This is a genomic window from Loigolactobacillus rennini DSM 20253 (assembly GCF_001436505.1).
GTDB classification, from domain to species: Bacteria; Bacillota; Bacilli; order Lactobacillales; family Lactobacillaceae; genus Loigolactobacillus; species Loigolactobacillus rennini.
The window spans coordinates 38838-64236 of the sequence record NZ_AYYI01000015.1 but is presented as its reverse complement, the minus strand read 5'-3'; the positions used below and the strand labels follow the sequence as shown (position 1 = coordinate 64236).

At 41.0% G+C, this 25399-nt stretch carries 21 protein-coding genes; 18 read left to right on the top strand and 3 right to left on the bottom strand.

What is annotated here, in order from left to right:
• The first annotated feature begins 214 nt into the window (after window positions 1-214).
• The 3 genes from pcrA to FC24_RS02400 are packed head-to-tail and all read left to right on the top strand — an operon-like array spanning window position 215 to window position 5710.
• Window positions 215-2488 (top strand): DNA helicase PcrA, encoded by a 2274-nt coding sequence (gene pcrA / locus FC24_RS02410; RefSeq protein ID WP_057873283.1) that lies wholly within the window; start codon window positions 215-217, stop codon window positions 2486-2488.
• A gap of 46 nt (window positions 2489-2534) precedes the next feature.
• Complete coding sequence (ligA, locus tag FC24_RS02405; protein WP_057873282.1) at window positions 2535-4571, top strand: NAD-dependent DNA ligase LigA; 2037 nt, start codon at window positions 2535-2537, stop codon at window positions 4569-4571.
• The gene (locus FC24_RS02400; protein ID WP_057873281.1) at window positions 4568-5710 is read left to right on the top strand and encodes a CamS family sex pheromone protein; all 1143 of its coding nucleotides are present in this window, start codon (window positions 4568-4570) and stop codon (window positions 5708-5710) included. Before ligA ends, FC24_RS02400 begins: the two co-directional genes overlap by 4 nt.
• Window positions 5711-5821: 111 nt before the next feature.
• On the opposite strand, the gene FC24_RS02395 is transcribed toward FC24_RS02400, so the two are convergent.
• Window positions 5822-6517, bottom strand: coding sequence for an N-acetylmannosamine-6-phosphate 2-epimerase (locus FC24_RS02395; RefSeq protein WP_057873280.1), 696 nt, complete (start codon window positions 6515-6517; stop codon window positions 5822-5824).
• Window positions 6518-6546: 29 nt separating this feature from the next.
• Entirely contained in the window at window positions 6547-7416 is an 870-nt protein-coding gene (locus FC24_RS02390) for an N-acetylneuraminate lyase (RefSeq protein ID WP_057873279.1), read from the bottom strand.
• 272 nt (window positions 7417-7688) lie between these two features.
• Between FC24_RS02390 and FC24_RS02385 the strand changes: the two genes are divergently transcribed.
• The 15 genes from FC24_RS02385 to FC24_RS02315 all read left to right on the top strand — a co-directional run bounded on the left by FC24_RS02385 (window position 7689) and on the right by FC24_RS02315 (window position 24793).
• The gene (locus FC24_RS02385; protein WP_057873278.1) at window positions 7689-8549 is read left to right on the top strand and encodes an ROK family protein; all 861 of its coding nucleotides are present in this window, start codon (window positions 7689-7691) and stop codon (window positions 8547-8549) included.
• A gap of 192 nt (window positions 8550-8741) precedes the next feature.
• The gene (locus FC24_RS02380) at window positions 8742-9491 is read left to right on the top strand and encodes a sugar phosphate isomerase/epimerase family protein (protein WP_057873277.1); all 750 of its coding nucleotides are present in this window, start codon (window positions 8742-8744) and stop codon (window positions 9489-9491) included.
• On the top strand, window positions 9488-10693 hold the full coding sequence (locus tag FC24_RS02375) for a cation:proton antiporter (protein ID WP_057873276.1): 1206 nt from the start codon (window positions 9488-9490) through the stop codon (window positions 10691-10693). The genes FC24_RS02380 and FC24_RS02375 overlap by 4 nt, the downstream gene beginning before the upstream one ends.
• Entirely contained in the window at window positions 10690-12195 is a 1506-nt protein-coding gene (locus FC24_RS02370) for a sodium:solute symporter family protein (protein WP_057873275.1), read from the top strand. Before FC24_RS02375 ends, FC24_RS02370 begins: the two co-directional genes overlap by 4 nt.
• A gap of 30 nt (window positions 12196-12225) precedes the next feature.
• Complete coding sequence (locus FC24_RS02365) at window positions 12226-13062, top strand: alpha/beta hydrolase (RefSeq protein ID WP_057873274.1); 837 nt, start codon at window positions 12226-12228, stop codon at window positions 13060-13062.
• 15 nt (window positions 13063-13077) lie between these two features.
• Window positions 13078-13911, top strand: a complete 834-nt coding sequence (locus tag FC24_RS02360) for an alpha/beta hydrolase (RefSeq protein WP_057873273.1) — start codon at window positions 13078-13080, stop codon at window positions 13909-13911.
• 229 nt (window positions 13912-14140) lie between these two features.
• On the top strand, window positions 14141-14455 hold the full coding sequence (gene gatC, locus FC24_RS02355; RefSeq protein ID WP_057873272.1) for an Asp-tRNA(Asn)/Glu-tRNA(Gln) amidotransferase subunit GatC: 315 nt from the start codon (window positions 14141-14143) through the stop codon (window positions 14453-14455).
• Window positions 14452-15912 carry an Asp-tRNA(Asn)/Glu-tRNA(Gln) amidotransferase subunit GatA gene (gatA, locus tag FC24_RS02350; RefSeq protein ID WP_057873271.1) on the top strand — a complete coding sequence of 487 codons (1461 nt, stop codon included), beginning with the start codon at window positions 14452-14454 and terminating at the stop codon, window positions 15910-15912. Before gatC ends, gatA begins: the two co-directional genes overlap by 4 nt.
• A 3-nt stretch (window positions 15913-15915) precedes the next feature.
• Entirely contained in the window at window positions 15916-17346 is a 1431-nt protein-coding gene (gatB, locus tag FC24_RS02345; protein ID WP_057873270.1) for an Asp-tRNA(Asn)/Glu-tRNA(Gln) amidotransferase subunit GatB, read from the top strand.
• A 17-nt stretch (window positions 17347-17363) separates the two neighbouring features.
• Window positions 17364-18344: a diacylglycerol kinase gene (locus FC24_RS02340; protein WP_057873269.1), complete on the top strand. Its 981-nt coding sequence runs from the start codon at window positions 17364-17366 to the stop codon at window positions 18342-18344.
• Between the two features lie 107 nt (window positions 18345-18451).
• Window positions 18452-19819, top strand: a complete 1368-nt coding sequence (gene rlmD, locus FC24_RS02335; RefSeq protein WP_057873268.1) for a 23S rRNA (uracil(1939)-C(5))-methyltransferase RlmD — start codon at window positions 18452-18454, stop codon at window positions 19817-19819.
• A 757-nt stretch (window positions 19820-20576) separates the two neighbouring features.
• On the top strand, window positions 20577-22109 hold the full coding sequence (locus FC24_RS02330) for a class I SAM-dependent DNA methyltransferase (RefSeq protein ID WP_057873267.1): 1533 nt from the start codon (window positions 20577-20579) through the stop codon (window positions 22107-22109).
• Window positions 22099-23229: a restriction endonuclease subunit S gene (locus tag FC24_RS02325; RefSeq protein WP_057873266.1), complete on the top strand. Its 1131-nt coding sequence runs from the start codon at window positions 22099-22101 to the stop codon at window positions 23227-23229. Before FC24_RS02330 ends, FC24_RS02325 begins: the two co-directional genes overlap by 11 nt.
• Window positions 23230-23305: 76 nt before the next feature.
• Window positions 23306-24277: a site-specific tyrosine recombinase/integron integrase gene (gene xerA, locus FC24_RS02320; protein ID WP_057873265.1), complete on the top strand. Its 972-nt coding sequence runs from the start codon at window positions 23306-23308 to the stop codon at window positions 24275-24277.
• A gap of 6 nt (window positions 24278-24283) precedes the next feature.
• Entirely contained in the window at window positions 24284-24793 is a 510-nt protein-coding gene (locus tag FC24_RS02315) for a restriction endonuclease subunit S (RefSeq protein ID WP_057873264.1), read from the top strand.
• Here the strand turns inward: FC24_RS02315 and FC24_RS02310 are convergent.
• Complete coding sequence (locus FC24_RS02310; protein ID WP_083485607.1) at window positions 24790-25374, bottom strand: restriction endonuclease subunit S; 585 nt, start codon at window positions 25372-25374, stop codon at window positions 24790-24792. The two genes, FC24_RS02315 and FC24_RS02310, sit on opposite strands and share 4 nt — an antisense overlap.
• Window positions 25375-25399: the final 25 nt, after the last annotated feature.

Here is a 25399-nt window from a genome sequence, read left to right as displayed (position 1 = left end):
GCCCCAGAAGAAATTAACTTCTGGGGCACATGCTGTTAACCGAATTGATGTTCGGCTTTTTTGCATTCTTTAAAGAAGTTTAAGCCAATTTTTGTTATAATGTTGAATTGAATGATGCTCGTGTCGAGTTAGTAGCTAGCTAATTTGACACGTTACCATTGATAACGAGATTGATAATGATTTGATAAGTGTTACAGAGAGGATTGACTAAGTTATGGCCACAACTAGTTTGCTAACGGACATGAATGATAAACAACAAGAGGCAGTGCAGCAGACAGAAGGGCCATTACTGATTATGGCCGGTGCCGGTTCTGGTAAAACCCGGGTGGTAACGCAGCGGATTGCTTATTTAATTGAGGCGCTAAACGTGGCGCCTTGGCACATTTTAGCGATTACGTTTACGAATAAAGCTGCGCGGGAAATGCGTGAACGGGTGACAAACCTTTTAAATGAACGTGCAACTGCAGTTTGGGTGTCGACGTTTCATGCGTTGTGCGTCCGGATTTTGCGCCGGGATATTGAACAGTTAGAAGGCTATACCCGCTCATTTACCATTGCGGATCCCGGCGAGCAAACAGTTTTAATGCGTCGGATTTTAGTGCAGCAAAACATCGATCCTAAAAAGTATACGCCCCGTTCTGTGTTAGGGGCGATTTCGAATGCTAAAAACCAATTACAGACACCTAAAGACTATGATGCTGCAGCAAAATCACCTTTTGAACAAATTGTTGCTCAGTGTTATGCGCCTTACCAAAATGAATTAGAAGCCAATCAAGCGCTGGATTTTGATGATTTAATTATGCTGACGATTAAGCTTTTCCGTAAATCACCGGAAACACTAGCTTATTATCAAAAGAAATTTCAGTACATTCATGTTGATGAATACCAGGATACTAATGCGGCACAGTATACATTGGTCAACATGTTAGCACAAAAATCACACAATCTTTGTGTGGTTGGAGATGCTGATCAGAGTATTTATGGTTGGCGCGGGGCTGATATCAGCAACATTATGAATTTTGAAAAAGATTATCCTGAAGCTAAGACTGTGATGTTGGAACAAAATTACCGCTCGACTAAAACAATTTTAAAGGCGGCTAACGCGGTGATCAATAATAATGTTTACCGGAAGCCTAAAAAATTATGGACAGAAAATGATACTGGGGATAAGATTTCTTATTACCGCGGTCAAAATGAAAATGATGAAGCCCGGTTTGTGGTCAGCAAAATGCAAGCAGAAATCAAGGAAAACGGCTTTGATTACGGTGACTTAGCGGTGCTTTACCGGACGAACGCACAGTCACGGACCATTGAAGAAAATTTAGTGAAAGCTAACATTCCTTACAAAATGGTGGGTGGCCATAAATTCTATGATCGGAAAGAAATCAAAGACGTTTTGGCTTATTTGCGGGTAATCGTCAACCCAGAAGACTCGATTGATTTTGAGCGGATCGTCAATAGTCCTAAACGGGGCATTGGCGCTGGCACCCAGGATAAATTGCGCAGCTTTGCGGATTACCACCAATGGTCATTGCTAGAAGCGGCGCAAAACGTTGATTTAGCTTCTGGCATCGCCACTCGGGCACGGAAAAAATTGAAAGAATTCGCTGCTGTGATGACGAAATTGCGTGAAAATCGTGCGCAGTGGGACGTAACCGAATTAACCAACCAAATGTTAACTGAAACAGGCTACCTTAAAGTACTAAAACAAGAAAAGACCTTAGAAGCACAAAGTCGTCTAGAAAACATTCAAGAATTTTTGTCTGTGACCAAAGAATTTGATGATGGTTATGACGACAGTGAAGATGAAGATAGCGATCGCTTTGTTGATTTCTTAACGGACTTAGCCTTGGTTTCTGCTCAAGATGATATTGATGAAGAAAATAGCGAAGTGACGTTAATGACGTTACACGCTGCTAAAGGGTTGGAATTTCCAGTGGTCTTTATGATGGGCATGGAAGAAGGCATTTTCCCGCTATCACGTGCGTTGTTAGAGGACAATGAACTAGAGGAAGAACGTCGTTTAGCCTACGTTGGTATTACACGGGCAAAGAAGAAGCTTTATTTAACTAATGCTTACTCCCGGATGCTCTATGGTCGAACCCAAAGTAATCCAGCGTCTCGCTTCATCGATGAAATTGATGATTCATTGTTGACGTTTGAAAACGGCACAGCAGGAAGTTTATCTGAACGTAATTTACCGTTTAGTCGTGCCCGGCAACAAAATATTCACGCCCGAGCCACAGCTACCACTTATCAATCACCACGTGGTACGCGGGCCAAGGCCGTCACAAATACGCCGAATACTGGTGCTGAAGCTAAAGATTGGCAAGCAGGCGATAAAGTGCAACATAAAAAATGGGGCGAAGGAACTGTCGTTAAAGTAAGTGGTACAGGGACTGACGCTGAATTGGACATTGCTTTTAAGTCTCAGGGAATTAAACGGCTATTGGCTGCTTTTGCACCGATTACTAAAGTGACGGACTAACTTAAGAAGGAAGGTGTACCTGCTGGATTTTTCTAGTGGGGAATCGATGGCTTTAGAAAAACCAATTGAACAGTATTCAAAACAAGAAGCAAGTGCGGCTGCTTTAAAATTAAGAACCACATTGGAACGCTGGAGTCAGGCATATTACACAGCAGACAAGCCTATGGTTGAAGATCATGTTTACGATGAAAAATACCGGGACCTTCAAACTTTAGAACATGCATTTCCTGAAATTATAACTTCTGATTCACCCACGCAGCAGGTTGGGGGCCAGGTATTGCCTGGTTTTACCAAAGTAACCCATGCGCAACCAATGTTATCCATGGGGGATGTTTTTTCCTTTGAAGAATTAGCGGATTTTGACCAGCGGTTACGTAAAAATGTGACGACTGATTTTGACTATAACGTTGAATTAAAAATCGATGGGCTAGCCATTTCTTTAGTGTACGAAAATGGTATTTTTGTTCGCGGCGCAACGCGCGGTAATGGGACAATCGGTGAAGATATTACGCAAAATCTTAAAACTGTCAAATCAATCCCACGCCGGTTGAAAGAGCCACTGTCCATTGAAGTGCGCGGTGAGTGTTATATGCCCAAAGTCTCATTTGCTAAATTAAATCAACGCCGGGAAGCCGAAGGGCAGGACGCCTTTGCGAATCCGCGTAATGCTGCCGCAGGTAGCTTGCGTCAACTGAACCCACGTGTGACAGCCGCACGCAATTTATCGACTTGGATTTATACATTGACAGATTATGCACAATTAAACGTCAGCACCCAATCGCAGGCGTTAAAACGCTTGGCTGAACTTGGTTTTACCGTTAATCCGACTGCAAAAGTCTGTCATTCAATGCCTGATGTTCAAAGCTACATTGAAACATACCAAGCTCAGCGCGATCAATTGGATTATGATATTGATGGGATTGTGCTAAAAGTGAATTCGTTGGCTTTACAGGCCCAGCTTGGCAATACTGTTAAAGTCCCACGCTGGGAAATTGCCTATAAATTTCCGCCGGAGGAAGCCCAAACGGTCATTCACGAAATTGAGTGGACAGTGGGCCGTACTGGTGTCGTTACGCCAACTGCCGTCATGGACCCTGTGCGTTTAGCGGGGACGACGGTTTCCCGGGCAACGTTGCATAATGGTGATTTAATCCAGCAAAAAGACATTCGGGTTAATGATACGGTAATGGTGCATAAAGCGGGTGACATTATTCCGGAAGTTTCGACCGTGATAACTAAAAAACGGCCTAAAGACAGTCAACCCTACGCTTTGCCCACCAAATGTCCGTCTTGCAGCTCGCCGTTAGTGCATTTAGAAGATGAGGTGGCATTGCGGTGCATTAATCCTAAATGTCCAGCTCAGATTAAGGAACAATTAACGCACTTTGCTTCGCGGAATGCCATGAATATCGATGGTTTAGGGCCACAAATCGTTCAGCAGTTGTTTGACCGCAAGTTAGTTGCCGATGTGGCTGATTTATACCAACTTTCTTATGCTGATTTGGTACAATTAGATAAATTTAAGGAAAAATCGGCAAATAATTTACTGCAGGCCATTGATGCCAGCAAAGCTAATTCGTTAGAACGGTTATTGACCGGGCTAGGAATTCGTCACGTAGGTGCTAAAATGGCCCGCTCGTTAGCGGAGCATTTTGGTGATATGGCAAGCTTGCAGGCTAGTTCGGCGGCAGATATTGAACAAATTACGACTTCTGGTGAAATTATTGCTAATAGTGTACGGACTTATTTAGATAAACCTGAAGTCGTGCAATTGATTAAGCAATTAGCCGCAGCTGGCGTTAATATGCGGTACCTAGGGCCACGTCCAGAACAGGTTCAAACATCTGTTTTTTCTGGTAAAACAATCGTGTTGACTGGGACGTTAGCACACCATAAACGGGCTGATTTAACCACTACCTTGGAAGATTTAGGTGCAAAAGTGACCAGTAGTGTTTCCAAAAAAACTAACCTGGTCATCGCAGGCGCTGATCCTGGAAGTAAGTACACCCGGGCACAGTCATTAGGGGTGACCATCTGGGATGAAGCAACACTGGAGGATCATTTAAAGGAGGCAAAATCGTGAAACGATTTGGCACAATTACAGCTTTAATACTCAGTGTTTGGCTACTGACAGCTTGTGGCCGGTTAGGATCGTCTGGTGATTCTGGCGGGACAACTAGCACGACAAACTCCGGAATCCAGACAACGGGACAGACTTCAGATAGTAATTATCAAGGTGTTATTCAAAACGGCAAATATTTAACCAGTAAAGCTCGTGGTGTGACTAAAGACCAAAATACTAATGGTTATAATTTGAAGAGTTTTGAAAATGGGTTACAGTCCATTTCACAAAAGCAATTTGCGACGGATAAATACATTTTTCAAGAGGGCCAATACATTAAAAAGGCTACTGCTCAGAAATGGTTAGCTCGTGCGTCTAAAAAAAATCCCAGTGGGTTAAATCCTAAAGACAATGGGGAAAAAGACGCTAATAAGCGCAATCCTAACTATTTGCAAGCTCTTGAAGAACAGGATTACATGACGCAAAGTGGCAATAAATTAAAACTTGGCGGTATGACCATTGGTCTTGCAATGAATAAAATTGATTACTACCAGAAAAAAGAATACGGCGCCACTTATCAAACTAAAATTCCCCACGAGAAAATGGTTAGTGAAGGCAAAGCGATGGGAAATAAAGTCGTTTCTCGGATGCGAAAAACTGAAGGTGTTGGCGATGTACCAATTGTCATTGCCTTATATGAACAGGCCACTAACGATAGTTTAGTCGGCGGCACGTTCTTTGCTTATGGCATTAGTAAAGATGGTGGCAAGACCATCAGTGAATGGCATGATGTTGATCAAGCAAATTACGTTTTACCAACTGTTGGTGATGCAAAGTCGGGGAATTCAAGTGACGCTGAAGCCTTTAATAACTTTAAGTCGCAAGTACAATCATTCTTCCCAAATTTATCAGGGGTAACGGCACAATCGCATTATAAAGACGGTAATTTATCAGGGATGAACATTTCCATTAACACGCAATTTTATAGTGAGACGGAAATCAGAAGTTTCACCCAATATTTAGTCACTGCGGCAAACAAATATTTACCAAATAATGTTGCTATTGAAATCACCGTTAGTTCAACAGAAGGTACGCAAGCCTTTGTGGCTCGTGAAGCTGGCGAAAAGAGTTTCTATAGTCATGTTTTTGGTAGTTACTAAGCATTTGGCAAAAATAGCGAATCAGCTTGAACGGCTGATCCGCTATTTTTTATTATGGGGTAAAAAATAACTCCCATCTCAAAGACGGGAGTTCAAGCGTACCACTGCTTTTTAAGCTTCAATCGCATGAATGAATTTTTGTGCAATTTGTAACGGCCGAGTGATGGCGCCACCTACAACCACTGCGTGACAGCCAAGTGCTAAGCACCGTTTTAATTTTTCTGGTGTATCCACTTTGCCTTCTGCAATCACCGGATGCTGTGCAGTTTTTAAAACTTCTTTCAAATAGGCAAAGTCATTAGTGGCCAAGTTTTGGCCTTCTGTTTCTGGGGTATAACCGTGCATCGTGGTGCCAATGATGTCAAAGCCCAGTTGGTCTGCCTGTTTAACATCGGCTAAGGTTGCAGTGTCAGCCATCAATAACGTGTCTGGAAATTCTTGCCGCATTTGCGCAACAATGTCACTTAGTTTTTCGCCATGTGGCCGTGGCTGTCCGGTAACCGCACAAGCGACCACTTCAGCGCCAGTGGCAGCGACGGCGCGCATTTCTTTGATAGTTGGCGTGATGTAGACCGGTGAATCTGCATAGTCCACTTTGTTCAAGCCAATCATGGGTAAGTGTACTTCATCTTGAATTGCCTGAATGTCCACTACGGAGTTGGCACGAATAGCTGCTGCCCCCGCTTGTTTTGCGGCCAATGCCATCCGTGACATGATAAAGGAACTGTGTAGTGGTTCGTCTTTTAAAGCTTGACAAGAAACGATTAATTTTCCCTTAACGGTTTCTAAAAAAGTGTTTTGTCCCATACGAATTCTCTTTCCCTGATTTCAAAATCCTATTTTAAATATTTTTGGTAAATCTCTTTGGCGCCAGCTTTCATTTCTGGTGTTGGGTGGCTCATTGGTTCTTTGGTGTAACCGGCGTGGATGCCCATTTCTTCCATGACTAATTTCAAGCTTGGGTAAATGTCATTTTGAATTAAAGCGGTGATTAAATCATTGCTATCTTTTTGCAACTGCCGTGCTTTAGCGATGTCGCCAGCTTCAAAAGCGTTCATTTCTGCCTTTGCCCGTTTAGCATTTAAATTATAAGTGGAACCGATCGCACCGTCAACATTTAATGCTAAAGCAGGTAATAACATTTCATCGAAGCCAGACAGAATTAATTTATCTGGGAACCGATTACGGACACGTTCTAATAAGTAAAAGTCAGCGTTGGTGTATTTGATCCCAATAATTTTTGGATTTTCAAATAATTCAGCAAATTGATCCGTGGTTAGTGCCACACCAGTTAATGCTGGAATGGAGTAGATGATCAATTTGTTATCGACATCTTTAACAATTTCATCATAGTAATGTTTGATTTCATCAAATTTAAAGTTGTAATAAAAAGGTGTTACGGCAGAAATTTTCTTGTAGCCCAAATCGGTGACGTATTTTGCCAATGCTTTAGCTTCTAATAAGTTCAAGGAACCAACTTGTGCGATTAAATCAATGGCGCCGTTAGCTTCATCAAAAGCTGTCTTAAAGATCAATTTCTTTTCTTCTGTACTTAACATGAAAGCTTCACCAGTACTACCACCGACGTACAAGCCATCGATGTGGTTAACGTCAATATTATAACGGACCATTTCGCGAATGCCTTGTGAATTGACGGTACCATCTTCGTTAAATGCCGTCATTAAAGCAGAATACAATTTTTTCATGATTTTAGCCCCTTAGTTTAAAATGAATTTTGTAATAATCATCTCAATAATTCAACCGCTTACACCTTGTAGCATACGTTGCGAAAAAATATATTTCAAGTTTTATTTTCGGTAATAATTTTCGTTTGATGTAAACAACCTGACTATAATAAGCTTAAATTAAATTTAAAAAATTTACTCTTTGCGCTTTAAATGATTCCATGCTATTATGTTAGCGTTTTAATCATCGCATTTAAGTCGTTTAAAACTTAAAAGAATTGAGTTGAAATTTCATGGCAAAAGAATATTTAGTGTTTGATGTTGGCGGAACAACCATCAAATATGGGTTATTGAGTCAGGATTTAAAGTTACACGATTGCCAGCGTTGTTCTACGGAACATAACCATAATGGCCACATTTTAGCCCAATTAAAACGGTTAAGTGCTAATTATCAGCAAAATCATGAATTAGCTGGCATTGGTGTCAGTACAGCAGGCATTGTGGGTGCAGATGGTGGGATTCAGTATGCCGGCCCCACCATTGCCGACTATCAAGGGACACCGATTAAAGCTGCATTAAAAGCGCAAACGCAACTACCAGTTTCCGTGGTTAATGATGTGGATGCAGCGCTACTAGGCGAGCAGCTGGCGGGAAGTGTGCAAAAAGCGGACGCTGTTTATTGTGTAGCTTTAGGAACTGGTATTGGTGGTGCGTATCTGAATCAGAGCCAATTACTTAATGGTGCGCACGCAACGGCCAACTCATTAGGGTACACATTATTTGATGTTAAAACGCAGACAAATTATGAACAACGGGCCTCAACTTTAGCGTTGGAAGCTACGTTAAAGCCGCTTAAAATCAGTGTACCAGAAGCTTTTGCTCGTGCTCGTCAAGGCGAAACCACGTATTTAAACGTGATTAAGGCTTGGGCGGCCCAGGTAGCTGCTGGTTTGGCACAGATCATGCTACTTTTTGACCCAGAAGTGCTTTTGATCGGTGGTGCGGTTTCTCAGCAAGGCGACTTTTTATTAACCTTGCTTAAACAACAATTAAAGCCAATCTTACCGCCTAATTTATGCCAGACACAGTTAAAGGTTGCTACCCTTGCGGACAAGGCACAGCTTTATGGTGCTGCAGCTGGTTTGATTAATTAATTTTTATAAAGCGTTTACAACCAGAATTTTATATGCTATATTTATGACGTAATAATCTTTCAAAAAATTCAACCGCTACTAAAAATGTAGCTATAGTCCGTTCTGTTCCCATTTTGGGTACCATTGGACTCATAGCCTACGTTTTCTTAGTAGTGGTTTTTTTGTCTGTAATTTTTGAAAGGTGGTTTTACTGTGCAAGTTGCGATTAACACAGCAGTTTTTTTATCTGAATTGCAAAAGGGCACTAGTCAATTAACTTGTTTACAAAAATTAGTCGGCACGGATATCAACGCTGTCGAAGTCCGCGGTGAGTTTTTTGATTCCGCAACACGACAGCAAGAATTAAGCAACATTGCGACCTTGTGTCAGCAACAACATTGGACACTTTATTATTCCGTACCGGACACTTTGTTTACTGAAGCGGGTGTGAACCCTAATTTAGCAGCACACTTAACGTTAGCTAGAGACTGCGGCGTTAAAGCTTTAAAGTATAGTTTTGGCACCTTAACTACTGCGGCTAAAAATGTAGCCGTAGTGACAGCGTTAAAAGAACAGATTGAAGCAAGCGGCATTCAAGTTACCATTGAAAATCAACCGAATGCGGATGGTACTTTAGCAACCATGCACCAAAACTTAACTTGGTGCCGGCAACAACGATTGCCGTTAGCTTATACCTTTGATGCTGGTAACTGGTACTGGATTGACCAGCAGCCAGAAGCTGCTTTTCAACAGTTACAGAATTTTATTACGGTTTTCCATTTAAAAGACATTAAGCAAAAAGAAACAGTTTTATTAGGTGACGGAACCACTGACTGGCGGTCACTGCTGCAACAATTAACACCGCAAATTCCTGTTTTTTTGGAATATGCGATTGCACCAGCAGAACTACCGCAGCAGATTAAGCTAGTTAATGATGTTCTCAAACAGCAGGCGTCATCATGAGTTATTTAGTACAACTGGTTCTAATTTTAGTGTTGACTAAACTGGGGGCCCATTTATCCAACACCTTGAATTTTCCTAGTGTGATTGGCGAATTACTGGTGGGCGTGCTTGCAGGGCCAGCCGTGTTGCATTTATTGACACCTACTAGTTTTACCCATTATTTTGCGGAGATCGGTGTTATTGTTTTGATGTTTATCGCGGGGCTAGAAGGTAACTTAGGGTTATTGATGCGTTATTGGAAGCCAGCGTTAACGGTTGCTACATTAGGCGTCATTTTACCAACATTAAGTGCTGCTGCACTTTGTGTTTGGGGCTTTGGCTTTTCTTGGGCAACGGCGATGTTTATCGGCCTGATTTTAAGCGCCACGTCGGTTAGCATCACGGTTCAGGTTTTAAAAGAAATGAACCACATGAACACCCGCGAAGGGGCCATTATTTTAGGCGCAGCGGTAGCGGATGACATTATGTGTGTTATTTTACTAGGCATTTGCGTCAGCTTGTTTGGCACGGGTGCTGCTGCCCAATCACAGTCTGTCGGAGCCTTGGCATTGCCGAAAATCCTGTTCTTTATTTTAATGTTGGTCTTAGGCAAATGGTTTGTTCCTTATTTTCTCCGCTTTTTTGACAAGCTTAACGCAAGTGAAAATGTTGCCACCGCTGCTTTAATTTTGTGTTTTGGCTTTGCAGCGTTGGCCGTTAGTTTAGGGATGAGCGATGTGCTCGGGGCTTATTTTGCTGGGTTAGCGATTTCGGAAACTAGCTTTAAAGAAAAATTAGCCCTGAAAATTGAGCCGATTGGCTATGCGGTTTTTATTCCCGTTTTCTTTGTCAGCATCGGTTTGAACATCACCTTTAAAGGTATGCAGCATGATCTGTTATTCATTGGCTTATTAATTATTATTGCGATTATTGGCAAACAATTTGGTGGTGCATTGGGCGCTCATTTATTCGGTTTGAATTTAAATGAAGCGAACATTGTTGGCGCAGGGATGGTATCACGTGGTGAAATGGCGTTAGTTGTGGCTAACGTGGCCTTATCCGCACATTTAATCGATCAGAATCACTACACAGCAATGATTGTAGTGACAGTGATCACCACGTTAATTGCACCGCTAGTTTTGAAATTATTCATTCAACGCGCACAAAAAGAACATTCTGAAATTAAACAAAGCAGGACAAAAATTGATGAGGTGAAATCATGAACAAAGTTGGTTTTGGTGGTTTAAATTGGGCGGTATTGATTTTATATTTATTGGCAATGCTGGGTGTCGGGGCCTACTTTACCCGCAAGGCGAGTAAAGATACAGAAGCTTTTTTCAAAGCTGGCGGCAACGTGCCTTCTTGGGCTGCTGGTTTTAGTATTTATGCGACAACCTTAAGTGCGATTACGTTTATGTCAACGCCAGAGCAGGCCTTTTTACAAGATTGGGCTTATGCGATTGGGTCTTTTTCCATTCTTTTAATTATTCCCTTACTGGTTAAATATTACGTGCCGTTTTTCCGGAAATTAAATGTTTCAACGGCTTATGAATATTTAGAAGAACGGTTTGGTCCAGTAATGCGGGCAATTAGTAGTTTATTATTTATTTTGTATCATATTGGCCGGGTTGCAATTGTGATTTACTTGCCGATTATTGCAATTACAGCTGTATCTGATATTAATCCAATTCTAATTGCCATTGTGGTTGGCGGGTTGTGTATTATTTATACTTTCTTAGGTGGTTTAGAAGGGGTCATCTGGAGTGACGTGATCCAAGGTTTTATTTTACTAGGCGGCGCCTTGTTAGTCTGCATTTTAGGAATCTACTACATTGATGGTGGTTTAGGTACTGTTGTTCACGATGCAGCCGTTAACCAGAAATTCATTTCTGGCGCTGACTTTACTTTTAGCGATCTGTCGAAATTCGTACCACTGATTTTAGCAGGGCAGATTTTCAACACGTTATACCAATATACCGGTAGTCAAGATGTTGTTCAGCGCTACCAAGCGACAAGTTCGATGAAAAAGGCAAAAGAGTCATTATACACCAATGGGTTCCTGGCTTTAATCACCATTCCGCTGTTCTTTGGAATGGGGACAATTTTGTTTAGTTTCTATCAGCATGTTGGCACCTTGCCGGCTGGTTTCAATACCAGTGCCGTTGTGCCGTACTTTATCGTGACGCGGATGCCTGCTGGAGTTGCTGGGTTAGTGATTGCCGCTATCTTTGCAGCTGCCCAGTCCACAATTTCGTCTAGTTTGAATGCGATTTCATCATGTGCGATTTCTGACTTTAAGCAACGGTTCTTTAGTGATAAGTTAAAAGGTGTTAAAGACGTGACACTAGCGCGGATCATCATTATCATTACTGGTTTGTTAGGCTTAGGGATTGCGATTTACTTATTGATTGCAGATGCTTCTGAAACTTGGAACCTGTTCTTATCCGTTACAGGAATGTTTGGTGTGCCGATTGCTGGTATTTTTGCGGTTGGAATGTTCACTAAACGGGCCAATACGGTTGGCGTATTAGTTGGTTTAGTCGCTAGTGTAGCTCTATCTTTCTATGCGCAATCACTCAATGTTTCTTCCTTATTAGTCGCTTGTGTTGCCTTTATTTCCGCATTTATTATCAGTTACTTGGTCAGCTTAGTTACGCCAGGACATAATAAAGACGTTACTGGTTTAACTGCAGCGACTATCAAAGAAACTTACGTTAAGAAATAAGACTTGCGTGCGTTTGGGAGGCTTAGTCAGTTGAAATTTGAAAAGATAACGTTACAAACACCTGAAGGTGCGTCGTTTAAAATTCGACTTTACAGTCGACGGCAATTTACTGCCTTTCCTGATCGCCGGCAATGGCCAATTGCAGTAATTTTTCCTGGTGGCGGCTTCACCGGTATTTCAGAACGTGAAGTTGAGCCAGCCGCGTTAGCCTTCTTAGCTAAAGGCTACCAAGTTGTGGTAGTACGATACCATTTGGCCGTGACCACACCGTTTTACCCCACGGCCGCAGTAATGGGATTAACTGTTTTGCATTATCTGCGGGAAAATGCCGCTATGTTTCATGGCGATCCAACTAAAATTGTGACGGTCGGTTTTTCTGCTGGGGGACATTTGGTGGCTGTGATGAACGCGTTAGGCGAACAACCTGAATTTTTAAAGCAGCATGGCTTTACCGAACAAAAGTTACAGCCTTTGGCACAAATACTTTGTTACCCGGTGATTGATCTAAGATTAGGATTTCCAAATGATTTAAAGCAGGCCGAAAAAATTAGCCCGGATCAGGAATTATGGGCAGCGCAAAATTTAGTCACAGCACAGACGCCACCGACATTTATTTGGCACACTGCTACTGATGAATTAGTTCCCGTGTTGAATACCGTTGTTTACATCACAGCTTTAACTCAGCACCACGTTAATCTTGATAGTCACATTTATAGTCAAGGTGTCCATGGTTTAGCATTTGCCAATCTGGCCAGTTCACGGGCGAACCATCCGGAAGACATTGCGCCCCGTGCAGCAAGTTGGTTTGAACTTGCGCTAGGTTGGCTGCGGACTTGTTTTGCGTCTAGCAACCAAACCGAACTTTAAAAGGAGGAAATGGCAATGAATTGTGGGGCGTTAACTTTAAAGACACCAACTGGCTTTGCCTTTAAAATAGAATATTTTTTAAAAGAACCATTAAAAGAAGAAAATGATCAACGCCAGTGGCCCATCGCAATCATATTTCCTGGTAGTGGCTTTGTTAAGATGACGGAACGTGAAGGCGAACCGATTGCGCTTGCTTTTAGTGCGCAAGGTTACCAAACATTAGTTGTGCACTATAATCTACTTGACCAAGGCCCGATTTACCCTAATGCCATTGATGTAGGGCTGACAGCTTTACATGCGGTTAAGCAACATACAGCCGAATTTCATGGTGATCCACAGCGAATCGTAACCATCGGCTTTTCGTCAGGGGGCCATGTGGTGACTTTAATGAATGCGCTGGGACAGCAACCCAAATATTTAGCAGCACATGGTTTTAATGCCCAAAAAATTTCGCCAGCAGCACAAGTACTGGGCTATCCCGTGATTGATTTGAACCTAGGTTTCCCTAAGGATCCGGCTGACATTCAGCGGATTAGTCCAGATGCCACTTATTGGCAGGCAGAAAAATTAGTCAGTGCGCAGACACCGCCAACTTTTATCTGGCACACATTTGCGGATGCCATGGTACCGGTGATCAATAGTTTAACTTACGCCACAGCGCTGGCACAGCATCAAGTGCCGTTAGATTTACATTTATTTACCAAAGGAAAACACGGTTTGTGCTTAGCAACTGTCGAAACGGCACGTTATAATCGGCCGGAAGATATTGAAAAACGAGCTGCGGCTTGGTTTGAGCTTGCGTTGAGCTGGCTTGCCGAGCAATTACAGTTTGATCAAGTTAATTTTTAATGATAAGACCAATTAAACGCAATGGCGGCTTGACTTAAGTGCAAGCCTGCCATTGCGTTTATCATTTAAAAGCAGGTTTTGTAGTTGTAATTTTTCACCAGTGGTTTAATTTCAGCAATAAGCCTGCTATGATTATTTTTAGAAGTATCAAACTGACAAACCTAGCTCGCTTATTGCTGGCTTTATGGTAGAATAATAGCGTAACTAAAATGAAAGAGAGGCAAGAGAATTGGCAATTAGTAAAGAGCAAGTCGAACACGTTGCAAACCTCGCCCGTTTATCTTTTAACGATCAAGAATTAAATCAATTTACTGACCAATTAAGTGAAATTACGGATATGTTTAATCAACTACAAGTGGTTGATACTAAAAATGTGACGCCTATGAATTATGTGGGTGATTTAGACAATGTTTTGCGTGCGGATAACCCTGCACCGGCCGATCCAAAAGAACGGCAAGCATTACTGGATAACGCACCGGATACACAAGATGGCTTCATTAAAGTACCTGCTATTTTTAATAAAGGGGAGGATGACGGCGAATGAACTTCTTTGATAATGATTTAACCACCATCCATCACCAGTTGGTGACGAAAGAACTCACCAGTTATGACTTAACGCAGCAGACTTTAGCGGCATTAAAGGAAACTGACCAACAAATTGGCGCTTTCTTAACTTTAAATGAAGAGCAAGCTTTGGCAGCAGCTAAAGCGGTGGATGAAGAGGGAATTGACCCAGACAACTTGTTAGCTGGGATTCCGATTGCCATTAAAGATAACATTATGACTAAAGGGCTGCGTACTACTGCAGCTAGCAAAATTTTAGCTAACTTCACGCCTGTTTATGATGCTACCGTCATGAAAAAGATTTACGCTAATGATATGATAGTTATCGGCAAAACTAACATGGATGAATTTGCCATGGGCGGTTCCACCGAAAACTCTGCTTTTAAAATCACTAAAAACCCTTGGGATACCACTAAAGTACCCGGTGGTTCATCTGGTGGTTCCGCAGCAGCAGTTGCCGCTGGTATGGTGCCATTTGCTTTAGGGTCTGATACTGGTGGTTCTATTCGCCAACCGGCGTCCTTTACCGGTGTTGTCGGGATGAAACCAACCTACGGGCGGATTTCTCGCTGGGGCCTGATTGCCTTTGGTTCTAGTTTGGATCAAATCGGTCCGTTTGCCCGCAACATTAAAGATAATGCTGCGTTACTGAACATTTTAGTGGGCAAAGATGAACACGATGGCACTTCTGTCGATGGCTACCCAGCTGATTTCACCGCTAACTTAACGGCTGGTGTTAAAGGCATGCGGATTGGCTTACCTAAAGAATATTTAGGAGCAGGGGTGCAAAAAGAAGTTAAGCAAGCCATTTTAGCAGCTGCGGATAAATACCGTGAATTAGGTGCTACAGTGGATGAGGTTTCTTTACCGCACAGTAAATATGGTGTCGCAGCTTACTACATTATTTCTAGTTCCGAAGCATCCTCTAACTTACAGCGTTTTGACGGTATTCGTTACGGCGTGCGTTCAAAAGATGCGCGTAACTTAAATGATGTTTACGTTAGATCCCGAACAGAAGGCTTTGGTCCAGAAGTCAAACGGCGGATTATGTTAGGCATGTACTCGCTATCCGCTGGTTATTATGATGCTTACTTTAAAAAGGCAACGCAAGTACGAACTTTGATGCAGCAAGATTTCACTAATATTTTTAAAGATCATGACTTAATTTTAGGACCAGTGGCACCGACTACGGCGTATGGCATTGGCGAAGATAGTGACGATCCATTAACCATGTATGCTGGCGATGTTTTGAGTGTGCCAGTCAATATGGCTGGCTTACCAGGCTTATCACTGCCAGCTGGCTTTGCTTCCGGTTTGCCGATTGGGATGCAACTGATTGGTAAGCCATTTGCTGAAGCAACGCTGTACCAAGCAGGTTATGCCTTTGAACAAGCGACCGACTTTCACCAACAAACACCAACGTTAGGGGGCAAATAACTCGTGAATTTTGAAACGACAATTGGACTTGAAGTCCACGTGGAATTAAAAACCAAATCGAAAATGTTTAGTCCATCGGCGAATGAATTCGGTGATACCCCTAACTTGAACACCAACGTGATCGATTGGGGTTATCCCGGTGTTTTACCGAGCGTCAATAAAGGCGCAGTTGAATTCGGCATGCGGGCAGCATTAGCTTTGAATGCAACGATTGCCAAAGAAAACCACTTTGACCGGAAAAACTACTTTTATCCAGATAACCCAAAGGCTTACCAAATCACCCAATTCGAACAACCCATCGGTCATGATGGCTGGGTTGAAGTCGAAGGCGCTGATGGTAGTATGAAGAAAATTGGCATTGAAGAATTGCATTTAGAAGAAGACGCTGGGAAAAATACCCACCGTGGGCAATACTCTTATGTTGACTTAAACCGGCAGGGGACGCCTTTGATTGAAATTGTTTCTAAACCAGACATGGCTTCGCCAGAAGAAGCTTACCAATATTTGGAAACTTTGCGCCAAGTGATTCAGTTCAGCGGAGTTTCCGATGTTAAAATGGAAGAAGGTTCTTTGCGGGTTGACGCTAATATTTCAATTCGGCCAGCAGGGAAAAAAGAATTTGGTGTAAAATCTGAATTGAAGAACATCAACTCTTTTAACTTTTTGCGTAAAGGCTTAGCCTATGAAGAAAAACGGCAAGCGCAGATTTTGCTGTCCGGTGGGGTTGTCCGCCCAGAAACTCGTGGCTACGATGAAAATACGGGTAAAACGGTGTTACAGCGGGTCAAGGAAGGCTCTGACGACTACCGTTACTTCCCAGAGCCGGATATTCCACCTTTGCACATCAGTGATGATTGGATCGAAAAGGTTCGCCAGTCGATTCCAGAAATGCCAGCAAAGCGGCGCCAGCGTTACGTTAACGAGCTAGGTTTAAGTAAAGCAGATGCAGCGGTGTTGACCCAAAGTCTGGAAATGGCCAACTTTTTTGAAGCGACAGTTAAAGCCGGTGCAGATCCTAAATTAGCCGCTAACTGGCTACAAGGTGAAGTTAATGCTTATTTAAACGCGCAGAAAATGGATTTAACGGCTACAAAATTAACGCCGGAACATTTGGCAACCATGATTAAATTAATTACTGATGAAACAATTTCATCGAAAATTGCCAAGAAAGTCTTTAAAGAAACCATTAGTAATGGAACTGAACCTAAGCAATGGGTTGAAGCAAAAGGCTTAGTTCAATTGTCCGATCCTGCAAAATTATTGCCAATCATCACTGAAATATTGGATAATAATGAGAAGTCAATTACAGACTTTAAAAATGGTAAAGACCGTGCAGTGGGTTACTTAGTTGGCCAGATCATGAAGCAAACCCGCGGTCAAGCAAACCCGAAAGTGGCTAACAAGCTATTGATGCAAGAATTGAAACAACGGTAGAGAAAGAAGGTTGCGCCATGCAGCAGCGAGCGCGTGTGATTTATAATCCAGTGTCCGGTCATGAAAGTTTAAAGCCGAACATGATCGATATCTTAGGCATTTTTGAACAGGCGGGTTACGAAACCAGTGCGTATGCCACTACCGCTGAGCCGCTTTCTGCCCAAAATGAAGCTACCCGAGCTGCTAAAGCCGGATTTGATCTAGTTGTCGCGGCAGGTGGAGATGGCACTATCAACCAAGTGGTCAATGGTTTGGCGGGGCTGAAAAAACGCCCGAAGATGGCGATTATCCCAGCTGGCACTACCAATGACTACGCGCGGGCGTTAAAAATTCCCCGGGATGATCCGGTTGCAGCTGCCAAAGTTGTGCTGAAGCGCCGGACCATTAAAATGGATATCGGCCAAGCGGATGATAAATATTTTATGAACATCGCCGGTGGCGGATTTTTAACCGAATTAACTTATGGCGTGCCCTCGGAAACTAAATCAATTTTTGGCTACTTGGCTTATTTGGTTGAAGGAGCCAAAATGTTGCCGCAAATTAAGCCGGTACCGATGCACTTAATTTATGATGATGGCGAATTTGACGGTGAAGCCTCCATGTTTTTATTGGGTCTGACCAATTCCATCGGCGGTTTCGAAAAGGTTGCACCAGATGTTACCCTAGGCGATGGTCGTTTTTCACTAATTATTGTTAAAACCTCTAATTTAGCGGAATTGATTCGTTTAATTGCGTTAGCTTTAAACGGTAAACACTTAAACGATAAACGGATTATTTACACGAAAACTCACCGACTCATCGCAAAAACTGAGAATGGCACAAAAATGAAAATTAATTTGGATGGTGAATATGGCGGCACTGCGCCGATGACTTTCACCAATTTGAAGCAGCACATCGAAATTTATGCTGATGTCGCTGCGCTGCCAAAAAGTGCTACCGCAGCAGAGCGCACTGCTGGCCTGCCGCAAACACCAGCAAAGCCGAAAGTAACAGATTAAAAAACCGAAAACGGTGAACGATTCGCAGTGGGTCGTTCACCGTTTGTGGTTATTTGCAAGTTGCAATTACTTAATCAAACAGAATTGCAACATTAAAGGAGAACAAAATGAAATTTAAAGCACCAGTAACTAAGAATGAAACCGTGACAGCCACCATCGTTGACCTGACGTATGAAGGCTTAGGCGTCGCAAAAGTAGCGGACTATCCGTTGTTTGTGGCTAACGCATTGCCTAGTGAAAAAGTGAAGCTGCAAGTCACCAAAGTGGGTAAAAATTTTGGTTACGCTCGGGTATTGCAACGCTTTAATGACAGTCCTGATCGCGTTAAATTACCTGATAAAGTATACATGCAAGCTGGCATTGCGCCATTAGGACACCTAAGCTATTCAGCACAATTGAAATTTAAACAGCAACAATTGCGCAACGTTTACCAAAAAAATCATTTGGACATTGACGTGCTGCCGACAATTGGAATGGACGATCCTCGCGGTTACCGGAATAAAGCGCAAATCCCGGTTCGTCAAGTGAAAGGTCAACTAGAAACTGGCTTTTACCGGCGCCACAGCCACCAATTATTGCCACTAGAAGATTTCTATATCCAAGACCCCGCAATTGATCACGCGGTAGTGGTGGTGCGCGACCTGTTACGCCAGTACAACATTCCAGCCTATGATGAAAATCGTAACCGCGGCGTGATCCGCCACATCATGGTGCGGCGGGGCCACTTTAGCCACGAAATGATGATTGTCTTAATCACCCGCACCAAAGAAATTCCCCAAGCGCAGAAGCTGATTTTAAACATTTTAAGCCAGTTGCCAGAAGTTGTCAGCATCATGCAAAGCGTGGTACCAAAAGCAACTAATGTGATTTTAGGCAAAACCGTGAAAAAATTATACGGCAAATCTTACATTCACGACCAAATTCTCGGCCACACCTTTGATATTTCTGCCTTGTCCTTTTACCAAGTCAACCCAGTACAAACGGAAAAACTGTACCAAACCGCGATTGACGCCGCCCAACTGACTGGCGAAGAGACCGTTATCGATGCTTATTCAGGCATTGGCACCATTTCTTTGTCATTGGCACCGCACGCTAAATACGTTTACGGCATGGAAGTGACCGAAGCCGCGGTTGCTGACGCTAAACGGAATGCCAAGCATAACGGCATCCACAACGTGAAGTTTGAACAAGGCTTGGCTGAAGACATCTTACCAAAATGGCAAGCAGCCGGGATTAAAGCCGATGCTTTAGTAGTCGATCCACCACGTAAAGGCTTAGCCAGCTCCTTTATCGATACCGTGGGCAAAATGCAGCCAAAACGGATCGTTTATGTCAGTTGCAACCCAGCAACATTAGCCCGCGACCTTACGCGGCTACAAGAATTTGGCTACAAAGCCAGCCAAACCCAGCCAGTGGATATGTTCCCACTGACCCAGCATGTGGAGAGTGTGACGGGATTGGAACGGGAGAAATAGTTTAGACTGGTAGTAACAACATTTAATGATAATTTAAGGTGTGCTTTTTCTGTTGTGATGATTGGAAAGAGTACACTTTTTTCTGCTATAGAATTAAATTGGTGGATACTTTTATGTAGTTTGTTTAGATTTTTTAAGAATAGATTATGTTTTCTTCGGAAAGACAGTGTACAAGATCATGAGTCTCTTATAAAGAAATAAGAGATAGGCTAACTGTGAGAATTTTTTCACTTACTAGTGATTGTTAAAGGATGTTTTTAATTAAATATTACATTGGGAAAGTACTAATTAAGTAATTTATTCTATTCAGTGAACCTAGTAGACTTAAATGTTGTTTTTTAGCCTGACAAATAATTTTGGTATAATTGATTTGATACTGGTCTTTGATTAAATTGACAAGATTATACTGTTAAGATTTTATATTGATATTAGCTAATTAAAGATGACCATAAAGAGTACACTTTTCAACTTCTTTTTAGTAATAATAAATAGTTTGTAAAAATATATAATAGAGTTGTTAGAGGAACATAAGAAAACGTATCCAACCTTTTTATCAACTAAAGTAAATTGGATTAAACAATATGTGGGAAACTTAGAACATTTACTAGATATTGATTTTAATAAAGCAGAAATTAATGTGGTTAGGTCTGAAAATGGTAATGGTTCTTTCATTTAGATTAAAAGGTAAAAATGTATCACTTGAATTTTTGAAATTTTAGACTAGTTATATTATGGAAATTACGAGGGAGTTACGAGAATGGTAGCGAAATCAAAAGAATTAAACATTGAAGACAAGCTGTGGAAAACGGCTGATGCATTGCGAGGAAGTATGGATGCTTCTGAGTATCGTAATGTGGTTTTAGGACTCATTTTTCTTAAATATGTGTCTGATTCATTTGAGATAAAACGTGAAGAGCTATTAAAAGGCGATTACCCAAAAGATGCAGAAGACCCGGATATGTATCTTTCGGAAAATATCTTTTGGATTCCAAAAGAAGCTCGTTGGAGCCTAATTCAACAATCGGCTAAGACACCAAAAATCGGTGAAATTATTGACAAAGCAATGGATGCGATTGAAAAGAAAAATAGTTCATTGCGTGGCGTACTCAGTAAGAACTATGCCTCACCTGATTTAGATAAAGCTCGTTTAGGTGAAGTTGTTGATTTGATTTCGGATATTAGTTTAGGTGATGAAGAAGCCAAACAATCAGATATTATTGGACGCGTTTATGAGTATTTTTTGAATCAATTTGCTTCTAGTGAAGGGAAAAAAGGCGGAGAATTCTATACACCTCGATCTATTGTTCGTATATTGGTTGAGATGATTGAACCTTATAAAGGTAGGATTTATGATCCATGTTGCGGTTCAGGCGGGATGTTTGTTCAATCAGATAAATTTTTACAGGAACATCAAGGATATATTGGTGACTTGTCTGTTTACGGTGAGGAATCGAATCCTACTACTTGGAAATTAGCTAAGATGAACTTGGCCATTCGAGGGATTGACAACAACCTTGGTCCTCACCAAGGGAATACCTTTACTAATGATTTACATAAAGGTGAACGCTTCGATTATATTTTGGCTAATCCACCATTTAACGTTAAGCGTTGGGGTGGCGATAAGTTAAAAGAAGATGCTCGGTGGAAGTACGGAGTACCTCCAGAAGGGAATGCCAACTACGCTTGGATTGAGCACATTATCAGCAAGCTTGCTCCGGATGGTAAAGCAGGTTTTGTTCTAGCTAATGGTGCTTTATCAACTTCAATAGGTGCTGAAGCTACGATTCGGAAGGCTATCTTAGAGGATGACAAGATTGATGCGATTGTAGCCTTACCAAGCCAAATGTTTTATTCTACAGGGATTCCTGTTTCACTGTGGTTTATTGATATGAATAAGGAATCAGCAGATGAACGGTCACGAAAAGGTGAAACGCTGTTTATTGATGCGCGCAATCTAGGTGAAATGATTGACCGGACCCATCGCGCCTTTAACACAGAAGACATAAAGAAGATTGCAGATACCTATCATGCTTATCGAGGGACTAATGATCAAAAATATCAAGATATTGCAGGTTTCTGTAAGGTTGCTAAGTTAGATGAAATTGCTAAAAACGACTATGTGTTAACTCCTGGTCGTTACGTAGGCCTTGCTAAGCAAGAAGATAATGGTGAACCATATGAAGTTAAAATGAAACGGCTCACGAGTGAATTGAAAGAGCAATTTGAAGAGAGTGATAGATTGCAGGCTCAGATTAAGGATGTATTGAAGGAGCTTGGATATGAAATATAAACTAAAGGATATTGGTAAGATAGTTGGTGGGGGCACTCCATCTACTAAACATTCTGAGTACTATGCTGAAAACGGCATAGGATGGATTACTCCTAAAGACCTTAGTAGGTACCATAGGAAATATATTTTTCATGGGCGAAGGGATATATCTAGACTGGGATTGGATCATTCGAGTGCCAGATCAATGCCCACTAATAGCATTTTAGTGAGTTCTAGAGCACCAATAGGATATGTAGCGATGGCTGGAGATACTCTAACGACGAATCAAGGCTTTAAGAATATTGTGCCTGATATCTCAAAAGTACTTCCAGATTATCTTTACTATTTAATGTTAAATAGTAAAGATAAATTAGAGCAGGTTGCTTCTGGATCGACTTTTAAAGAGGTTTCAGGAAAGACCATGAAGGAGCTTGAAGTTGACATTCCAGAACTTAATAAGCAATATGAAGTTGTTTCCCGGTTGAATCCTATTATTCAAAAGATAGAGCACAACAATAGGTTAAATGATAATTTACTTGAGCTAATATCGTTAATTTGGAATCAGTATAGAAATAATATTAGTCGAAAAATCACTTTAAAATCATTGGCAAAATATATTATTACGGGGAAAACTCCTAGTACAAAGGTTAAAGAAAACTATGGTACTGATGTTCCCTTTGTTAAAATCCCAGATATGCATAATAAAGTATTTGTAGATGAAACGACACAAAATCTTTCTGCATTGGGAGCTAATTCGCAAAAAAGTAAATATCTACCTACTAATACAATAATGGTTAGCTGTATTGGGACACCCGGGCTTGTTTCATTAGCAGGCGGAGTCGTTCAAACCAATCAGCAGATCAATTCATTAATTCTTGACGATAAATACACTTACTGGGTATTCCTTGAATTGAGATCTCTAAAAAATAAAATTGGAAATCTTGGTAGTGGTGGAACAACCATCAGGAATTTAAATAAATCCGATTTTAGCAACATAGAAATTAAAATACCTAACACAAAAGACATGTTGGATGACTTTAGTAATATTGCTCGATCAATGTTTGAGCAGATTCATGCAAATTACAGCGAAAATAGGAAACTAATTCAGTTAAAGAAATCTTTACTAAACAAATACTTCTAAACAACTAAATTATCATTTATTCACCTATAAACTAATTCTGTGTGGTGTAATGGTATTAAAAACGGAGATATTGACTATGCAGAAAATAGAAGTGGATAAAGTAGTTAGAGAAATGTTGCCATATTTAAATAACCAACAATTGATGCGGTTAAAGGGTATTCTTGGTAGTCTTGCATCTACTACTGCTGTTAAAAATGATTCAGATGATAATAACTTGTTATTAAAGAAATATTTTACTGCTAAGCGGACAGAAGGATGTTCGGAAAAGTCATTAAAATACTACAAAGCGACACTTACTAAAGCATTGGATTCAATCGGTAAAAATGCCAAAGAAATCGAGACCGATGAGTTAAGGAATTATTTAACTAACTATCAAGCAGTTCACGAATCAAGTAAGGTTACGATCGACAATATCAGACGGATCATGTCTAGCTTCTTTAATTGGTTAGAAGATGAAGACTATATTGTCAAAAGTCCGGTGCGCAGGATTCACAAAGTGAAGGTGTCGACGACGGTAAAAGAAACCTATTCTGATGAAGAATTAGAAAAGCTCCGTGATAATTGTACCCAGATTCGCGATTTAGCGATGATTGATCTTCTGGCTTCAACTGGGATCCGAGTGGGCGAGCTAGTGTTATTGAACCGTGATGATATTAATTTTGAAGAACGGGAATGCATAGTATTCGGCAAGGGTAGTAAGGAACGAATTGCTTACTTTGATGCTCGGACTAAGTTACACTTGCAAAAATATTTAAGTAATAGACGTGATAATGAACCTGCCCTATTCGTTTCACTATATAAGGAGTACACAAGACTAACGATTGGCGGAGTAGAAGCACGACTTAAGCATCTGGGTCAAAAAGTAGGAATATCAAGAGTGTATCCGCACAAGTTCAGAAGAACTTTAGCAACAACAGCGATAGATAAGGGGATGCCAATAGAACAACTACAACAATTATTGGGTCACAAGAGAATTGATACTACGTTGCATTATGCAATGGTTAAACAGCAGAATGTGAAGATAGCACATAGAAAGTATATAGGGTGATTTAATGTGAGAGTGAAATTACGTGACTGTGCTCAGCTTATTAAGTCACGAGTGGGCATAGAAGAAGCTAATACTACTAATTATGTTAGTACGGATAATATGTTGCCAAATCGTGGTGGAATAAAGTTTGGTAAAGATAATTTGCCAAAGGCAAAAACAGTCAATTATTACCAAAAAGGTGATATTTTGATGTCAAATATCCGGCCTTATTTTAAGAAAGTTTGGTTTGCTGACAGAGACGGGACTAGATCTAGCGATGTGCTATGTTTTCGGGCGCACAACACAGATGTATTAGATGAGTACTTATATTGCATTTTACAAAGTGATCATTTTTTTAAATATGTTGTATCAACTTCTAAGGGAACGAAGATGCCACGTGGTGATAAAAAAGCCATCCTTAATTATGAATTTGATTTTCCTTCTAAGGAAGAACAATATAGAAAGTATAGTCCAATTATGCTTATTGAGAAGAAAATACGTCTAAATAGACACATAAATGATAATTTAGTAGTTTAGAAGTATTTTTTTAGTAATATATGTTTGAGCTCCGATAGCCGTTGGTTTTCTTTAATAACCTCAATTCGTTTATCATAAAGTGGTTTCATTATAACGTCTAATTTTTTAAATCTATTTTCATTAGGTATAAGGACCTTCGAAGATTTTAAATCACTTTTTTTGATATGCCCCATGGTTGTCGCTTTTCCAGCTGCAATTGACTGAAATTTACGTAAGTGGTATTTAGTCCACTCATAGATAAACCATTTAGGGTAATCGTTTGAAGTAACTTTAAATAAGTGCTGGTTTAACCCAGCAGTTTTACCTGTCCAGTTTTTTACAAGCAGTGTCCCAGACCATGAGAATATGATATCGCCTGTGTTTACAATTACGTTCTTATCAATTTTTGCTGAACATTTATCTGAAAAATCATCAGTGTATCCTTGATTTAATTCTTTAATCTTAAGCACCGGTAAACTTTGCTCATCATCATTGGGTCGATATTTTTGCATTGCCAATCCATTTTTATAGGTAGCAATATCTGTTAAAGCCGCTTTAGAAAAATTATCATTATTGGTTTGTTCTTCAAAAATGATCGTCATTACCGCGTCTAAATTATCATTTATT